At 33.2% G+C, this 18,352-nt stretch carries 16 protein-coding genes; 5 read left to right on the forward strand and 11 right to left on the reverse strand.

Annotation, left to right across the window (positions count from 1 at the left end; all coding sequences use genetic code 11):
* Positions 1-52 precede the first annotated feature (52 nt).
* The 4 genes from JM658_RS01155 to JM658_RS01170 are packed head-to-tail and all read right to left on the reverse strand — an operon-like array spanning position 53 to position 6,711.
* Positions 53-3,553 (reverse strand): efflux RND transporter permease subunit, encoded by a 3,501-nt coding sequence (locus JM658_RS01155; protein WP_236957393.1) that lies wholly within the window; start codon positions 3,551-3,553, stop codon positions 53-55.
* 3 nt (positions 3,554-3,556) lie between these two features.
* On the reverse strand, positions 3,557-4,720 hold the full coding sequence (locus tag JM658_RS01160) for an efflux RND transporter periplasmic adaptor subunit (RefSeq protein ID WP_236957394.1): 1,164 nt from the start codon (positions 4,718-4,720) through the stop codon (positions 3,557-3,559).
* 11 nt (positions 4,721-4,731) lie between these two features.
* On the reverse strand, positions 4,732-6,102 hold the full coding sequence (locus JM658_RS01165) for a TolC family protein (protein WP_236957395.1): 1,371 nt from the start codon (positions 6,100-6,102) through the stop codon (positions 4,732-4,734).
* A 3-nt stretch (positions 6,103-6,105) separates the two neighbouring features.
* A complete protein-coding gene (locus JM658_RS01170; RefSeq protein ID WP_236957396.1) occupies positions 6,106-6,711 on the reverse strand; it encodes a TetR/AcrR family transcriptional regulator in 606 nt (201 codons plus the stop codon).
* Positions 6,712-6,839: 128 nt separating this feature from the next.
* On the opposite strand from JM658_RS01170, the gene JM658_RS01175 reads away from it, so the two are divergent.
* Complete coding sequence (locus JM658_RS01175; RefSeq protein ID WP_236957397.1) at positions 6,840-7,814, forward strand: polyprenyl synthetase family protein; 975 nt, start codon at positions 6,840-6,842, stop codon at positions 7,812-7,814.
* Between the two features lie 3 nt (positions 7,815-7,817).
* Here the strand turns inward: JM658_RS01175 and JM658_RS01180 are convergent, their stop codons facing one another.
* Entirely contained in the window at positions 7,818-8,810 is a 993-nt protein-coding gene (locus JM658_RS01180) for a hypothetical protein (protein ID WP_236957398.1), read from the reverse strand.
* Positions 8,811-8,873: 63 nt separating this feature from the next.
* The gene (locus JM658_RS01185; protein WP_236957399.1) at positions 8,874-11,141 is read right to left on the reverse strand and encodes a TonB-dependent receptor; all 2,268 of its coding nucleotides are present in this window, start codon (positions 11,139-11,141) and stop codon (positions 8,874-8,876) included.
* Positions 11,142-11,219: 78 nt separating this feature from the next.
* On the opposite strand from JM658_RS01185, the gene JM658_RS01190 reads away from it, so the two are divergent.
* The 4 genes from JM658_RS01190 to JM658_RS01205 all read left to right on the forward strand — a co-directional run bounded on the left by JM658_RS01190 (position 11,220) and on the right by JM658_RS01205 (position 14,675).
* Complete coding sequence (locus JM658_RS01190) at positions 11,220-11,873, forward strand: metal-dependent transcriptional regulator (protein WP_236957400.1); 654 nt, start codon at positions 11,220-11,222, stop codon at positions 11,871-11,873.
* A 6-nt stretch (positions 11,874-11,879) separates the two neighbouring features.
* Positions 11,880-12,704: a ZIP family metal transporter gene (locus JM658_RS01195; protein ID WP_236957401.1), complete on the forward strand. Its 825-nt coding sequence runs from the start codon at positions 11,880-11,882 to the stop codon at positions 12,702-12,704.
* 98 nt (positions 12,705-12,802) lie between these two features.
* Positions 12,803-14,248, forward strand: coding sequence for a hypothetical protein (locus JM658_RS01200; RefSeq protein ID WP_236957402.1), 1,446 nt, complete (start codon positions 12,803-12,805; stop codon positions 14,246-14,248).
* Positions 14,205-14,675: a hypothetical protein gene (locus tag JM658_RS01205; protein WP_236957403.1), complete on the forward strand. Its 471-nt coding sequence runs from the start codon at positions 14,205-14,207 to the stop codon at positions 14,673-14,675. The genes JM658_RS01200 and JM658_RS01205 overlap by 44 nt, the downstream gene beginning before the upstream one ends.
* 35 nt (positions 14,676-14,710) lie before the next feature.
* Here JM658_RS01205 and JM658_RS01210 read toward each other — a convergent pair whose 3' ends face one another.
* From JM658_RS01210 to JM658_RS01230, 5 genes are all read right to left on the reverse strand, one after another.
* Complete coding sequence (locus JM658_RS01210; RefSeq protein WP_236957404.1) at positions 14,711-15,157, reverse strand: YybH family protein; 447 nt, start codon at positions 15,155-15,157, stop codon at positions 14,711-14,713.
* A gap of 65 nt (positions 15,158-15,222) precedes the next feature.
* Positions 15,223-15,735, reverse strand: coding sequence for a DUF6155 family protein (locus JM658_RS01215; RefSeq protein WP_236957405.1), 513 nt, complete (start codon positions 15,733-15,735; stop codon positions 15,223-15,225).
* A 99-nt stretch (positions 15,736-15,834) separates the two neighbouring features.
* Positions 15,835-15,984, reverse strand: a complete 150-nt coding sequence (locus JM658_RS01220) for a FeoB-associated Cys-rich membrane protein (RefSeq protein ID WP_236957406.1) — start codon at positions 15,982-15,984, stop codon at positions 15,835-15,837.
* A 7-nt stretch (positions 15,985-15,991) separates the two neighbouring features.
* Positions 15,992-18,091 carry a ferrous iron transport protein B gene (feoB, locus tag JM658_RS01225; protein WP_236957407.1) on the reverse strand — a complete coding sequence of 700 codons (2,100 nt, stop codon included), beginning with the start codon at positions 18,089-18,091 and terminating at the stop codon, positions 15,992-15,994.
* Positions 18,088-18,330, reverse strand: a complete 243-nt coding sequence (locus JM658_RS01230; RefSeq protein ID WP_236957408.1) for a FeoA family protein — start codon at positions 18,328-18,330, stop codon at positions 18,088-18,090. Before JM658_RS01230 ends, feoB begins: the two co-directional genes overlap by 4 nt.
* Positions 18,331-18,352: the final 22 nt, after the last annotated feature.

The raw sequence follows: 18,352 nt of genomic DNA on the forward strand, positions 1-18,352 counted from the left end.
TTTATGAATATTTCACAAAGCCGATTTTCTCAAAAACGAACTTAAATATTATTTAAACTGGTGACACATCATCTAGTTTTTCAATAACTTCTTCCTTTTTACTTCTGAATTTAAACTTTATTAAATATACGATGTAAAATAAAAGTGGAACAATAATTAGCGTTAAGAAAGTAGCTATAAATAGTCCGAAAATTACTGTCCAAGCTAGAGGACCCCAGAAAATTACGTTATCTCCTCCCATATAAATATCAGGGTTAAAATTGGTAAACAAGGAGAAGAAATCAATATTCAACCCAATTGCCAAAGGAATTAATCCTAAAATGGTAGTAATTGCCGTAAGTAAAACTGGACGTAATCTTGCTCTTCCAGACATTACTAATACTTCTTTCATGTCTTCTTTAGGAAGAATATCATCATTTTCAGTTAATCCTAATCTTATTTTTCTTCTATCGATAAGAATCTGAGCATAATCGAGTAATACAACTCCATTATTAACCACAATTCCGGCCAGCGAGATAATTCCCATCATTGTCATCATAATAACAAACGACCAACCTGTAACCATTAATCCTCCAAAAACTCCTATAAAACTCAAGAAGATAGCTAACATAATAATAGTTGGCTTAGAAATAGAGCTAAACTGAAAAATTAAAATTAGCATAATAAGTCCCAATCCTGAAAAGAAAGCACCCATTAAGAAATTCATTTGCTTTTGTTGCTCTTCTAACTGACCAGTATAATCAATATGAATCTCATTTGGAGCATCAAAATTATTCATCTCCTTTTGGATCTTCCCTACAACAGCACCAGCATCAGTATAACCTGGAGCTAATCCAGAATACACGGTAACCACACGCTTTAAATCTCTATGCTTAATAGCACTAAAAGAAGAGGTGTTTTTATGCTTTGAAACAGCAGAAACAGGAATCTCCTTTATTTGTCCAGACGCCTGATCACGAAATATTATATTCTGATCGAAAAGCGCACTCTGATTGTATCTTAAATCTTCATTGAAACGAACATAAATATCGTAATCATCTCCATCTTCTTTATAGATCCCAGCTTTTTCACCAAAAATAGAACGACGCAATTGATTCCCTACTTGCCCAACAGCAACTCCAAGTTCTCCCGCTTTTTGTCTGTCAACTTCAACAACCATTGCAGGTTTGTCTTTATTTACATCGATCTTAAGCTCTTCAACTCCAGCTACATTTCTAGTGTTGATATAATCACGCATTTTTTCAGCAGTAACAATTAACTCATCATAATCTTCACCACTTAATTCTATATTAATTGGATATCCTGTAGGAGGTCCATTAGCATCTTTTTCAACAGAAATAGCAATTCCTGGGAAAACACCGTTTAGTGCTTCTTGAACCTTCTTACGAAGCACTTCACTATCTTTTCCACGACGATATTTATACTCGCGCATGGTCGCGGTAATCTTCCCTTTATGAGGCATTTCTGCACTAGAACCACCATCTGTTTGTGGGTTTCCAGCTCCTTCTCCTACTTGAGAAACAGCAGATTCTACCATATAATTATAATCACCATCCATGTATTCATCAGCATTTAAAACTGCATAAACACGCTTCTCAATTTCTTTTGTAATGGCATTTGTTTTGTCGATATCTGTTCCCTGCGGATATTCGATATAAACTATAATCTGATTTGGCTTATTATCTGGGAAAAACTCAACCTTCGTTCTCCCACTTCCTAAAGAAGCACCAAACAGCATAAATACAACTATTAACAAAGCAAAAGTAGCCGTCACATAAATTCCAGGTCTCCATCCTTGAAGAGACTTTTTTAAGAAATTCTGATACTTATTCTCTAACCAAGTCAATGTGTGTCTTTGGAAGTAATCTGCAGATCCTTTTAGCCAATATCTATAAATCCAGAACATTATAGCAGTAAAGATCATTAATGTACCAATACCACGAATAGTTCCTCCAAATATTAGTATCAGTATTCCTGGAATTCCTAAAATTATGCTCAACCTAATTAGTTGCTTTCTTGTAAGCCTTTTCTCTGCAGTATCCATAAACTGAGATACCAACATCGAGTTCATAAAAATAGCAACTACAAGAGATGAACCAAGTACAACAGAAAGTGTAATCGGGAAATATTTCATAAACTCTCCCATTACTCCAGGCCACATTCCTAATGGAATAAAAGCGGCAACAGTTGTTGCTGTAGAAATAATAATAGGGAAAGCAATCTCTCCTATTCCTTTTTTAGCAGCTTCTATTCGAGACATTTTCTCTTCATCCATCAATCGGTAAACGTTCTCTACAACAACGATTCCGTTATCCACTAACATCCCCAGACCCATAATAAGTCCGAAAAGAATCATGGTGTTTAAAGTGTACCCTAATGCTTGCAAAATCATAAACGACATAAACATCGACATCGGGATTGCAAACCCTACAAAGAGTGCGTTTCGGAATCCTAAGAAGAACATTAACACTCCTACAACTAATATAATCCCGAAGATGATATTGTTTACAAGGTCATTTACCTGATTTAATGTTTGTGACGATTGATCGTTTGCTACTGTAATCGATAAATCTGGTGGATAATAACTTTTCTTAGCAGTTTTTATAATTTCTTGAATCTGCTCAGAAGCTTCAATCATGTTTTTTCCAGCTCGTTTTTTAACATCGAGCATTACTACACTTTGACCAAATTCTCGAGCAAACGTAGTTTTATCTTCTTCTTTAAAAGTTACTTCAGCAATATCTCTTAAATAAACAACTCCATCTTGAGATTTTACTACAAAATTATCAAGCTCCTTCGGGTTTTCAACTTCCCCTAAAATTCGAATTGTTCTACGTTGCCCACTAGTAATCATATTCCCTGCAGACATCGTAACGTTTCCATTACGAATCGTATTCAACACATCGTCAAAGCTAATTTTAGCAGCCATCATTTTATAAACATCAACAGCTACCTCAACTTCTTTCTCTTGAGCTCCACGAATATCTACTTGCTTAATCTCTGGAAGTTCTTCAATTTTATCTTCAAGGTATTCACCAAATTCTTTTAATTTATCAACAGGATAATCTCCCTGAATATTGATATTTAAAATTGGCATCTCTTCAGACAAGTTAAGATCAAATACATTTGGCTCTACCTTTGCATCATTAAATACTGGCCAATCTTCGCCAGCTTTTTCAGCATCTACCTCATCTTTAACTTTTTGCTTTGCAGCTTCTACGGCAATGTCTTCATCAAATTCAACAGTAATAATAGAATAATCCTCTTGAGAAGTAGACAGAATCTCAACGACATTACTTACGTTTTTCAACTCATCTTCTAACGGGTCTGTAATTAAACGTTCTATATCTTCGGCAGTATTCCCTGGATATGGAGTACTGATGTAAATCTTAGTTTCTTTTACTTCGGGAAACGACTCACGAGGCATTCCGAAATATGCGGAAACCCCCAAGGCAAGAACAATCGCTATCATTACATAGATAGTGGTTTTGTTCTCGATAGCCCAGGACGAAAGCCCAAATTCTTTATCGGCGTTTTTATTAATTTTACTCATGGACTATTGCTTTAATATTTGAACGTTTTGTCCTTCTTGAACACTACGTGCACCTTCTTTTATAATATGATCTCCGGCTTTTATTCCTTCTAGAATCTCTACTAAATCTCCTTGTGTTTTTCCTGTTTGAATAATCGACTGATGCACTTCAGCTTCATTACTCCCATTGATATTTGTAGCGATATACACATATTGATTTCCTTCTGAATTTTCTGAAATAACACTTTGAGGAATTAAGAAAGCATTTTCACTAGTATAATCGTTAATAACAACCTTAGCCGTTAAGTTTGGCTTTATCAACCCATCTTTATTAGGAACTCCAACTTCAATTTTAAAAGAGCGGTTATTTGGATTGATGTAATTACTTACTTGTCTAATTTCTGTATCTATCTTTTTGTTGATTACTGGAAAATCAGCAATTACTTTAGTCCCTTTTTCGATACTAGCTAAATATTTTTCTGGAACCTCAGATTCGATATACATATTGCTTAAACTTACAATACGCATTAAAGGTGTTCCCATAGAAACATTACTCCCTTGATCTGACATTATTTCTTCAATTGTTCCTGAAAATGGAGCTACAACAGTTGCTTTAGCTAACTGACTCTCCAATTGAGAAACAGCACTTTTATTAGACTCATATTGTGTTTCAGCCTGTAAATACTGAATCTCTGAACCAATATTCTGCTCCCATAATCTTTTCTGACGCTCATAAGTTGTTTGCGATAAGCTCTCTTGTGCTTTTAATTGTGCTAATTGAGCTCCAAGACCACCTTCGTCAATTCTAGCTAAAACTTGCCCTTTCCTTACTTCTTGTCCTTCTTTTACTAAAACTTGTTGAAGTGCACCAGAATATTCAGCATTTATAATAATATTCTCTTTAGTACTTACACTTCCTTGTAATTCTATATAATGATTAAAAAGAGAATCCTTTGCTACAAAAGTAGTCACCAAAGCATAGTTTTTTGTTGTATCTAGCTTTTTCACTGCTTGATTAAGTGCTTTTAAATCTGCACTTAAAGCATCGTGTTCTGCATTTACCTGTTCACGCTTTGCCTTTATCTGCTCTAAATTTCCGCTTTCTATAACGTCTTCTACAGATTTATTATCGCCTCCACAAGAAGCCAAAATCAAGGCTGTTAATATGATTAAATATGTTTGTTTCATCTTTTTTTGATTTATTTTTTTGCTGATTCGTTTCTTGTTGATAATTGAGGTGTGTTTAAAACAGTTTCTAATGTTGCCTTCGTTTCGATCACGTCCAACATAGAATTTATATATTCTTGTTGCGCGGTATACAACTGAGTTTGCGCTTGTCTTAAATCGAAACTTGTGGTAATACCCTCTCTATATTTTATTAAGTTCTTTTTTTCAATACGCTCTGCAAGTCCTAAATTACTTTCTGCTGTATGGTAATTTTCAATAGCAAACTTATAATTACTCTTCGCTCTATCAAGATCTAAATTAATCTGTTGCTTGGCTTGAATAAAATCTGTTTTAGATTGATCTAATGCTATTTTTGCTTGCTGCGTTCTTGCACTTCTTTGTAGGGAGCTAAAAATAGGAATATTCATACTCAACCCTAATATCGAAGACTGGAACCATGAAGTTTCATTTTCAAAGAATATAAAGTCATTATCATAAGCGGCAGTACCGTAATTTATAAATCCGTTTATAGTTGGCAATGCTTTACTTTTTTCAAGCTTTACTTCCAATTCTCTTTGCTCCGTTAGATTTTTTGCGATTCTATAATCTACATTATCTTCAAAATCAAATGAAGTTTCCGTTAATGCTAAGCTTACACTTTCTATTGTCAAAGTCTCTAAGCTATCCTCTAGATTTACCTCTGCATCTACAGGAATTCCAAGTGCTAAATTTAGCATCTGCTTCGCTATAGATTCCATTCTCTTGGAATTACTTAACTGGTTTTGAATTTGTGCTGTTGTAATCTGTAGCTGCTCTACATCTTCCTCTTCAGCAAAACCATTATCATACATAGCTTGTGCCTCATTAAGATTATCTTTTAAGGTAACAAGGTTTTTCTCAAAAATTGCAACACTCTCTTCGGTTAACAAAACACCACCGTAAGCATTAATTACTCCTTTTCTAACCTCTAAAAGAGTTTTCTCATTAGCATTTTCATTATAATCAACAAAAACTTTAGCTGCTTGAAGCCCTACCAAGTAAGAACCGTCAAAAATAAGCTGTGTTAATGTCCCTGTAAGCGACATGTTCTGTTTTGTTCCAAAAGTTACTGGCACAAAAGTTCCAGGCTCAGCACCAGCAATCTCACCAGGAATAAGAGTTACAGGCTGCTTTATTTGATTCTGATAATCTACAGCTCCATTTATTTGAGGAAGACCAGCTGCTGTAGTTTCCCATTTTTTCTTTAAAGATATTGCAATGTCACGCCTAGAGTTTATTGCTGTATAACTACTGTCTAAAGCAAAATTTATAGCCTCTTCCATAGAAAAGCTATATTTTTTTTCTTGAGAGAATCCCAACGTAGTAATTAGTAGCAATATGGCGATGATATAATATTTTCTCATCGTTTAATTTTTGTTTTCGTTAATAAATTCATTTAAAATAGTTAGTCCTTTATCCGTGGCAATGCCTCGAATATGGTATTCTAGAAATTTGGTCCCTAGCTCATCAGTCTTGTATATATCAACGGGGAAAATTTCTGTATCTTTTATTCCCACCATTCCGCTAAAATAAATTCGAGAAATAAAGTCTACATCTAATTCTTTACGGTACATTCCAAGATCCACCCCCTTTTTGATGTTACCTGACACGCTTTCTTTCATTACCTCAAACTGCTTAAGAATAAGTCTATCATATATTCTCGGGTAATATTTTTTTAATTGAAATTGTGCGGACGACTTCTTATCCCTTAAATAATCACTTGTGAATTTTTTTATATGAAATAGCTCCTCGATAGGATTAGGAGCTGCTTCACAGATAAATTCAATACCACTACAAATCGATTCAAAAATATAAAAAGCGGTAGCCTCTACTAATGCTGTTTTTGTTTTGAAATGTTGATATATTGTCTTTTTAGACATCCCCAATTCATCAGCAATATCATCCATCGTAACGCTTTTAAAGCCTAGGCTTAAAAACATTTCTGTTGCTTTATCAAGTATTTTCTCTTTCATAATTGGGTGCAAATATAATACAGGAAACTTTAAAAACAATAAAAGTTTCCAAAGTATTACAATTATTTAACTTCGAAATTAAATTGGCATTTTTTTTAATTATGGTATTTTAGCCGAAAATTGATTCTATGTTATCTATCGAAGCCTATAGAGACACTTTTATTAGTCATCTTGAGGAAGCATTTGTTACGAAAGAGCCCGTAAATTTATACGAGCCTATCAATTACATTTTAAATATAGGAGGGAAACGTTTACGTCCAATCCTAACTTTAATGACCGCAGATATATTTGGAAAAAACTATAAGGATGCGATTCATGCTGCAATGGCGATAGAGATGTTTCATAATTTCTCTTTAGTTCATGATGATATTATGGACGATGCTCCACTGCGAAGAGGAAAAGAAACTGTACATGAAAAATGGGATCTAAACACAGGAATTCTTTCTGGAGATGCCATGCTTATTGTTGCGTATCAATTTTTTGAAAATTATAAACCTGAAACTTTTCAGAAGCTAGCTAAACTATTCAGTAAAACTGCTATTGAAGTTTGCGAAGGTCAGCAGTACGATGTTGATTTTGAAACTCGAGACGATGTTACCATCGAAGAATATATAAAAATGATCACCTATAAAACGGCAGTACTTGTTGGTGCAGCGATGAAAATGGGTGCAATAATAGCAGATTCTAACGAAGAAGAAGCGCAGGCTATTTATGATTTTGGTCTTAATTTAGGAATTGCTTTTCAGCTAAAAGATGATTATTTAGATGCCTTTGGAGATCCAAAAACATTTGGAAAACAAGTTGGTGGCGATATTATAGAAAATAAGAAAACTTATTTATACTTAAAAACACTCGAGCATTTAACAGCAGAAGAGGCGCAGCAATTGCACCACCTGTATTCTATTAGTCCAAACGAAGCTTCTAATAAAATCCAAACGGTAAAAGAGCTTATGGTTTCAAGCAAAGCTGCAGAAGCTACATTAGAAGCCATCGAAGATTACACCGATAAAGCGTTAGAGATACTCAATAAACTATCTATTGATGACACTAAAAAAGATGCACTAAGAGATTTTGCAAACATGCTTATGGGAAGAGTAGTGTAACAGCTATTCTACATAAGGCACTTTTTGAGTATGAATTTCTGGAGTTTTTATAAGAACAGGAATAGTTTTTGTTGTTTCAACAATAGCTACAACTTCGATCCCAATATGAATTCCATATAAATTATCTGGATTTTTGATTCCTATAAAATACTTTTCTTTTGGCACTTCTTTAACCTGAATTATCCCTGACTTATAATTTTCACGAGTTCCATCCAAAGAAAAAGTAAAGTCTTCATTATTTCTGAATAGCATTGCCTGCTCTTTATTTAACAAGTACACATCACAAATATGAGCTCCAGGAGGCGCTTGTAAATTTGTTACTGCTGATGAAATAGAACTTACTTCTGTATCTAAATATTTTGAAAGTTCTGAAGCCAAACTAAAAGTACCTGCCGTTTTATTAATCGCTTCTTTATCACGATCTGCGGTAAGCACATAAAACCATTCTCTAGTATTTTCTGGTAGATAGACTGGAAAAACAACTCTATCTTTTCCGCCTTTAACAAGCTTATTTGACTTACTATTGAGATAAAACTGCTCTTTTTGGATAGTTTCTGTTGTAAGCTTACTCACCTCTTTTAATTCCGTTTTTTCAGGACCGTAAGTTGTATCGTAAACTGTTCTATAAGCAATTGTAGCAGGTTTTCTACCTTGAGAATCTATGTTTACTTGTACAGAAAACGTCAACTCTTTATTAGAATCATTATCAAAACTCAATTTATAAATACTTTTTTCAGAAATAGCCATTGACCTTTTTAATGACTTAAAATTATCTTCAGAAAAGACTGTATTACCATCATTTAATGAACTAAAAGTGAAATCTGCTATTTTCTTTCCTTTAATTTTCTTGATATTAAAGCTTACCAGATCTCCTTCTTGAGCAGCTATCAAAAAGCTTTTTTCTGAATCACTTTCTAAAACTACAACTTCATTGATATTAGTCTGACTGTAAATCACATTCAGAAATAAAAACAAAAAATAAGGCAACAATTTCATTCTTTAGATTTTAGCTAAAAGTAAATATTTTACACTAATTCAATAACATAGAAAATAAAAAACTTAATCTAATAAATATCTTACCCCTAGAAACCCTCGAATTCCTTGATTTGGTCCGTACACATAAGATGGATCGAAAGTAAGTGCATACGGATTATCTGGTGTAGGCTGTACATTTCCTTGTGCATCAAAAACTACATTTTTATCGAAAGGATCTTCAGCACGAGCTATTATAAAAGGATTCCCTTTGTTTGGTGTCCAATTCAATATATTTTTTATACCTCCGTAAATTTCAAAATTTTTAAATCCATCATAAGTAAATTGTATATTCTGAATACTCCAAACAGGAGAATACTCCTTTCGGGGATCTAAATCTCCCAATAACGGCAATCGCATTGGGCCATAAACATTGCCCGTATAATCGATGTTTAAATTCCATGGCATTATTTTATAGGAAACTCCCCAAGTTCCAGAAAATTGTTCCGTTAGAATCTGCCGAGTAGTAATGCCATTTTCAGTTTGTGATACATTCATAAAAGTAGCTCCTAAGTTTACTTTTATTCCATTATAAAAAACCACATCTGCATTAGCACTTACTCCAGCACTTACAGCATACCCATCTAAATTATCATAAATAATTTCATTAGGATTTGTATCGTAATCAGGTAAAATCATATTTGTAAAATAGGTGTACCAAGCTGACAGATCTAAGCCTATAAAACTATTATTATCGGTATAAATCTTCTTCAAATAATTAATATTAATGTTATACGATTGTTCTGGCTTAAGTTCTTCTTCAACAATCACATCTCTAGCCCCTGTTAGTGCAGCATGCTCTTCAGTAAAAAGATTAACGACTCTAAAACCAGTTCCTGCATTCAATCTTAAGATATCATTTTCAGAAAGGCTCCATTTATAGGCCATCCGAGGTGTAAATATATTTCCGTGACGAGAATCATAATCGTATCGCATCCCTAAAAGGAGTGTATGCTTGGCAGATAATTCTATTTCATCCTGAATAAAAACCCCTGGAATCGTAACTTCATTAGGATTGTTTTTGTCCACTTCTGCTGTTGCAGACGTATTATCATCATAAAAATTATATCGTAAAGCAGCTCCAAAGAGTAAATCATGATTTTTTATTTTTTTATCCCAAGTAAGTTGACCAAATGCTATGCGCTGCTGCGCTAAATAAGGAGTGTCTCCATAAACGGAATTCTGATCATGATCTGCATAAGAAAAGGTGAACAGCATTTTTTCTGAAAAAGGGAGCTGGTATTTTCCTAAAAACTCCCATCGAGAAGTGTAAATACTTTCCCCATAAATTTCATCACCACCTCTGTACGCTGGTGTCCATTGCAATTCCCCTCCCCATCTGTCTTCGTAAAAATAGCGTGCCGCTAGTGAAAAAAGTCGGTTGTCTTTTCTTTTAAAATCCCATTTTTGAAATAAAGAGATTCGGTCTTGTAAAGTGAGGTCAGTAAAATTATCGTTGTTATTATCTATAGTCTGATTGAAGTTAAAATAATTAGCACCTAGCAAAAAAGATGTTTTTTCTCCCAACAGCGCTTTATATCCAATATCTAAATTAAATTCCCCCCACGAAGTACCAAAAGTATCTACCGTAAGTTTGGGGGCATATTGTGGTGTTTTGGTTATTATATTTATGAGTCCGCCAACCGCTTGACTCCCGTATAAAGAAGAAGCTGGCCCTTTTACAATCTCCATTCTTTCTATTAAAGAATTCGGTATTCCAGAGAGTCCATATACAGAAGACAATCCACTTACAATTGGCATCCCATCAATTAAGATCATTGTATATGGCCCTTCGAGTCCATTAATATGAATATCACCTGTATTACAAATATTGCAATTGAGTTGCGGCCTAACTCCATTTACATTCTGTAGCGCTTCAAAAACATTTGCGGTAGGATTCTTTTTAAAAAAAGCAGGTTTATAAACCTCTACAGGAACTGGAGTTTCCATTCTACTTACAGGTTTTAGAGTTCCTGTGATAACAACCTCATCTAAACTAGAATCCGCCTTCAAATTAAAATTAATAGTTATAGTATTTCCATTAATTTTAATTTCCCTCCTTTCAGTAGAAAAACCAGTATAAGAAGCAATAACTGTATATGTTCCATTTTTTAATTCTGAAATTTCAAAAAAACCATTTTCATCTGTAATGGTTCCTTTCTCACTCCCTTTAAGATACACATTAGCAAACGCCAAGACCTCTTCATTAGACATTACGCGACCTTTAATCTGTTGAGCAGAACCAGAAGTAGTTAAAAATAAAACACTCACGAAAGTAAAAACTACATTTTTCATATAAACATAATTAATTTTTAGACAAACCTAAAAATTTGTTTTTAATTAAAAAAATGTATTTTTGTATAAACTAAAAAAATGACACTTTCAGAAGAGGATTATATAAAAGCTATTTATCATTTATCAAAAGATGACCAGAAAGGCGTATCCACCAATGCTATTGCTGCACAAATGGAAACGAAGGCATCTTCTGTGACAGATATGATAAAGCGACTTGCGGAGAAAAAAGTTGTTCATTATAAAAAATACCAAGGAGCTCGTTTAACCGAAGAAGGAAAAACATATGCTGCAAAAATTATACGTAAACACCGATTGTGGGAGTTTTTTTTAGTTGAAAAGCTTAATTTTTCTTGGGATGAAGTTCATGATATTGCTGAAGAATTAGAGCACATTAAAAGTGATAAACTTATTGAAAAGCTAGACATATTCTTAGATTTCCCTCGGATTGATCCTCACGGAGATCCAATTCCTGATAAGGATGGGAATATTAAAAAAGTAGAAAAAGTATTATTATCATCAGCACAAAATGGTGATAAGGGGATTGTTGTTGGAGTAAAAGATTCATCCTCAGATTTCTTAAGATACTTGGACAAATTACACATCTCTTTAGGAGAAGAAATCTCTATTATCAACAAAGAACCATTTGATAATTCAGTACAAATAAAATTAAATTCCACGGAGATTAATATCTCTGCATTGACCGCCAATAACATATACCTAAAAATTAAATAATAAGCCATGTTTAACGATATCGTTGCCTTTTTTAAAGAAATAGACCCTGTATTAGCTGCATTTTATGCCACTTTATTTACTTGGGGATTAACTGCTTTAGGAGCTTCACTTGTGTTTTTCTTCAAAAAAATGAACAGACGCCTCTTTGATGGAATGTTAGGATTTACTGGTGGTGTAATGGTTGCAGCAAGTTTTTGGAGTTTATTGGCTCCAGGAATTGAAATGAGTCCAGGAGAAGGATTTGTTAAAACCATTCCTGCAGTTGTTGGTTTTGGACTAGGAGCTTTATTCATTTTTGCTTTGGATAAAATATTACCTCATTTACATGTGAATTTTAAAATGAGCGAGAAGGAAGGTATTAAAACTCCTTGGCATAAATCGGTGTTATTAACGCTGGCAATTACGATGCATAACATCCCAGAAGGATTAGCAATTGGAGTTTTATTTGGCGGTGTTGCTGCCGGAATTCCAGAAGCTTCTATTGAAGGCGCAGTAATTTTAGCACTTGGTATTGGAATTCAGAATTTCCCTGAAGGATTTGCTGTTGCGATGCCTTTACGAGGTTTAGGACTTAGCAGATGGAAAAGTTTTAATTTCGGACAATTATCTGCTATTGTAGAACCGATTGCAGCTGTACTTGGTGCTTGGGCTGTACTCACATTTGAGCCGATTTTACCATATGCACTTTGCTTTGCAGCTGGTGCAATGATTTTTGTTGTAGTCGAAGAAGTGGTTCCTGAATCTCAACAAGCAAACCATACCGATATTTCTACCTTAGGTTTTATAGGTGGCTTTATTATAATGATGACATTAGATGTGGCGTTGGGGTAATGTTTTAATAAAGAAATTAATCTAAATATTGGTAATATATCCTACGTATTACTTTTTTTCATATATTTAACATTCTCACAAACCAAATCATAATTCATATGAAGACTATTTATCTCAAAACAAGACGCTTCTCTTTCGTTTTTTTTATATTTTCTTTAACTATTTCTCAACTCAGTTGTGAAAAAGAAATTATTGAGGATAATGGCATTATTAATAGTTCAAACTTAAATAACAAAATACAATTTAAAGATTTACCAGACGATATCAAGCAAGTTGCTATTTACTATGGGGAGCAATTTTCAAAAAAAAATAACTATAACAGTAAAAATGATGAGGTTATTTACAATACTGAGGTGAATATTTTAAAAAAAGCTACGCAAACCTCCTATACTATAGCAATTCCAAAAGATAAAAAAGGGTTTTATTATGACAATATCGTTGTCGAAAAAAGCAATGATGGTGAATTAAAGACAACAATAATCAGATATACACCTGAAAAAAAATGGTTCTTTGCTAATATGATAAATAATTTTTTTGATTATTCCACATATACTGGGGAAATCACATTATATGATAGTCAAGGAAGTATTATTTTATCAAAAACATTTCAAAATGGTAAACCTCTAATTAAAGATAAAAAATTTCAAAATCGATGGGATTGCATTCAAATTGGAGTTCAATATGCGTATTTAGAACAGAATGGGGTACTATATCTAAATGATGTTTTAATTGAATATGAATGTACATATGATAATGAAAACAATCCTACGGGAGGTAATGAAGGCGGAGGTGGAGGAAATAATCAATCTTCAGGCTCTATTAACACCTCCCCAACTGGAGAAGAAAACTCTGAAGATTATGAAATTTTATTAGAAACTCTTAGTGCTGCGGATAGTTTTGAAGAAAAAATTGATGATTCCTTACTAAAAGGATGCTTAAAGTCAATTTTGAGAGATTTAAAAAACATAAAAAATGGAGTAGGGAATACTATTATTAAATTTTCTGGAAATGAACCAGGATTTAATTGGAAAGTTATAGATGGTTCATTGGCTGGAGGAACTGGACAAACTAGCTCAGTTTATGATGACACAAAAGAAGAGATTTCTTCTACTTTTGATACTCAAGCATTTCCTTTAGCTACAGATTTATCATGGGCTAGGACAATATTACATGAATCAATACACGCCTTCTTAATTACAGAATTTGAAATTAACAGACCAAACTGGATAGCAACTTACCCACAAATGGTTGATGAATGGGGAAAACTTCAAAACTGGAACTCAGTTCACCACGAAGAAATAGCTAGAAGTATTGTTAAAGATATAGCTACTTCATTAAAAGAATATGGAGCAGCAAAAGGGTATAATCTTCCAGATCAATTTTATGAAGATATGTCGTGGGCTGGTTTACAGAACACCACAACTTTTAATAACTTACCTTTATCTGATCAAAAAAGAATATTAAATGTAATTTCAATTGAATTAACCAAAAAAGACACAAATGGAAATACAAGAACACAAAAAGGGAAGAATGCAGGCTGTTAAGATTTTTATAAATAAACATTTATATTACATCTTTTTGATGTTATTTGTTATGTCGTGTAAAACATCGCAAAATCATCTTCAACATAGTTATAACAAAAGTAGATATACTATAAAATTTACAAATAACACCACCAATTCCTTCGTTAAAATTGATAGTATTGATGTTATTGTTAATATTCATAATAAGGAACAAAGAACTCTACCTTCAATTGTTACATATGGATGTTTAAGCATACCTATACAAAATAATAAATCCAGTTTTAAAGTAAAAAAAGTTTCTGTCCCTGAACAAATAAAAGTCACATCCATAGGTTATTTTTCAATTGAGACAGAACCATTTATAAATTTAAAATATGATAAAATCATACTAGATTTATATTTAGCTGAAGATGACAGGCCATTAACTCATTGTGATGGCATAAATTAAAACTGCATCTATTAAGCAATAATAATAGTTATATTTTATTTTGCCGACGAAGTATGGTCGCTAATAATAAGCCATTGATTATCAAACTTACGCCAAACCAAGGTAAAATAACCACTAAGATCTCCGATAGTTCTTTTTAAATGAAAAGAACCTATAACTTGAGCAACTCCTTCTTTTACTTGCTGAATTTTAATCACTTTAAAAGTAAGTTTCCCCATTGCAGTTGTATCAGGATAACTTCTAAGATAGCGGTCTTTAGTAGCTTCCCATCCAAAAAGAGGACCAGAAGAACCAGAAAAAGCTAAGTCTTCAGATTTCCAATACCCTTCCATAAAAGCAGGGATATCTCCACGATTCCAAGCTTCTTCTTGCTTATTAAAAACTTCAAGAATTTGGGTTTTATTAATTTCTGAAAGCTTTTCTTGGGCAGAAGACAAGAAAAACGAACAACAAACGAGAAGTAGTAAAAGGGAATTTTTCATCTGAATAATAATTTTAAGAGTACAAAATAATACTTTTCTAAGTAATAGAAATCGTTTATTATTAATTAATCTAATAAATCTAAGGTACTTTCCATTGTATATAAAGTAGGCCATTCTTGAACTTGTGCTTCTTCATAAACAGCTAACAAACGAACTTTAAATTCATCCAAAAGTCCATGTACTAATATATACTTAACAGCTTCATCAAAAGACTTCGCCATACTCTTATAAAAAGCATCTTGTTTTAACTGCTTTTCTCTATTATATGTCTGAGCAATTTCCAAATTAAACCACATTACATCGGCCACCATAATAGGGTTTACTCCTAAATCTATAAAATGCTTTATATGTTTTTGAGCTACAGATCTCCTTGCTCTTGGTTTTCGTCTAGAAACTGGGAAATATTCATTTGCAATTTTAGCTTTGCATTGATCAATAAGCTTATCTTCCTTCGGGTTAAAAACAAAATCATAATAAACCTTCACCTCCTTAAAGCGTGTATATAACTCTAAAACCTGCGTTTCTAGATCTTCCTTTTTTAAGGTGCTTAAGTATTTTTTTAAATCACGTTTAGACATAACTTACTGAGAAAAATGAGATTTAAAATTAATGTAATTATCCTTCAGAAGAATAATTACTTCAATATTTTAATATGCTTACCAAAAAAACAAATAATCTTAATGGCAACCACAATCGCCATCTCCGCAACCTCCACTTGATTTTTTCCCTAGCAAAGAATTGAGTTTTTTAGGGAATACAAACTTCAACACTAGATAAGCAACAGCTAGTAATAATACAATATAAACGATAAGACTTTGAAGATCCATTTCTATACTATTTAAGCAATTGATATGCAATTAAAGCTACAACATAAGCAAATCCTGTCATAAATACTAATTGTGCAACTGGCCACTTCCATGTGTTTGTTTCTCGTTTTACAATGGCTAATGTACTCATACATTGCATTGCAAAAGCATAGAACAATAATAATGAAACTCCGGAAGCTAAATTAAATAAAGGCTCTCCAGTTACAGGATTTGTTTCTGCAGCCATTCTATTTTTAATAGTTTCTTCTTCATCGCTACCAACGCTATAAATGGTAGCCAGTGTTCCAACAAAAACCTCTCTTGCAGCAAACGAGCTGATCAATGCAATTCCTATTTTCCAATCGTATCCCAAAGGTAAAATTACAGGCTCGATAGCTTTTCCTGCAATTCCGATATAAGAATGACGGAGTTTGTAAGATGCTATTTTTGTTGAAAGCTCTTCTGGTGATATTTCTTGTGAAGATGTTTCTGAAGTGATAATTTCTGCTGCATTATCAAACTCTTCAGAAGGACCATTAGACGCTAAAAACCATAAAACAATAGAAATCGCTAATATGATTTTACCTGCTCCAAAAATAAAACTCTTTGTTTTTTCAATAACCGTAATCGCAACATTCTTAAATAATGGCAATTTATAACTAGGCATTTCAACAACAAAAAATGTCTTATTTCTAATCTTCAATATTTTATTAAGCAACAAAGCTGAAAAAACAGCCGTTCCGAAGCCTATTAAATATAACAACATCAATGTAACTCCTTGCAAATTCATCCCTAAAAAGCGATCATTTGGAATTACTAAAGAGATAATTATAAGATAAACTGGTAATCTAGCGGAACACGTTGTAAAGGGAGTCACCAAAATGGTAATCAACCTTTCCTTCCAATTCTCTATATTTCGAGTTGCCATTACAGCAGGAATTGCACACGCAGTACCAGATATTAAAGGAACTACACTTTTCCCACTCAAACCAAACTTACGCATTATCTTATCCATTAAGAATACAACCCTACTCATATAACCAGATTCTTCTAAAATGGATATGAAAAGGAATAAAAATGCAATCTGCGGAATGAAAATAACGATACCTCCCAACCCAGGAATAATCCCTTCAGCTAATAAATTTGTAAGTGATCCCGGCGGAAGTGTTTCTTTTGCCCATTCACTAAAAGATGCAAATGTGGCATCTATAAAATCCATTGGATAGCTACTCCAATCGTAAATAGCTTGAAAAATTGTAAGTAAGATTAGGAAGAAAATTACATATCCCCACACTTTGTGAGTAAGAATCCGATCTAAAGAAGCTCGGAAACCTTTTGCTGCATTTTCATCTTTTTTATACCCTTCTTTTAAAACTCCATTTATAAATTGGTAACGCAGCACCGTTTCTTTATGCTGCATTCTTTTTAGATCTGAAGTAGATTTAGTTGAAAAATTAGAAGCATCTTGAACCAATTTCCTGTCTAAGCTTACAAAATTAACATCTTGCGTAATTACCAACCATAATTTATAAATATCTTGTTTTGGAAAAGCGGCTTTTAATCCTCCAAAATATTCAACATCAATAACAGTTGTATCTACACAAGGCTCAATAGAAATTGACTTATAATTTGTTATAAGTTCTTTAATCTTATCGATTCCAATTTTCTTACGGGTACTTACAACCGCAATTTTTGTGTTAAGACGCTCCTCTAATATTTTGGTATCTAAAGTAATTCCACGGCGCTCCATTCTGTCGGCCATATTAATCACCAAAATAGTGGGAATCTTTAAATCTTTAATCTGAGTAAAAAGAAGCAAATTTCGCTTCAAATTCTCCACATCTGTTATAACAACAGCAACATCAGGAAAATCTTTATCATTCTTATTTAAAAGTAGCTCTATTACTACATTCTCATCCAGAGAATTTGCATTTAAGCTATACGTCCCTGGCAAGTCAATAATATGAGCTTTAACTCCTCTTGGAAGCTTACAAACTCCCTCTTTTTTTTCTACAGTAATTCCAGGATAGTTACCTACTTTTTGATTCAATCCTGTTAACTGATTAAATACTGAAGTCTTACCTGTGTTTGGATTCCCTATGAGGGCAACATTAATCTGCTTACTCATAAAGCTTTATTTTCTATAATATCTACTTCGATTTGCAGTGCAGTTTCACGACGAATTGCTAAGAAGGAACCATTAATATTTAAATACAATGGGTCTCTAAAAGGCGCAATCTGCAGTAACTCTACTTCGTTACCTGGCAAACAGCCCATTTCTAGTAATTTAATAGGAATAATATCCGTAGAAAACTCTTTAATTATGGCGCGTTCGCCTCTTTTTAAATGTGCAATCGTCAATTTCAAATCTTATTTAGATTCATTTTAA

The sequence above is a fragment of the Joostella atrarenae genome, assembly GCF_021764745.1.
Taxonomy (GTDB): Bacteria; Bacteroidota; Bacteroidia; order Flavobacteriales; family Flavobacteriaceae; genus Galbibacter; species Galbibacter atrarenae.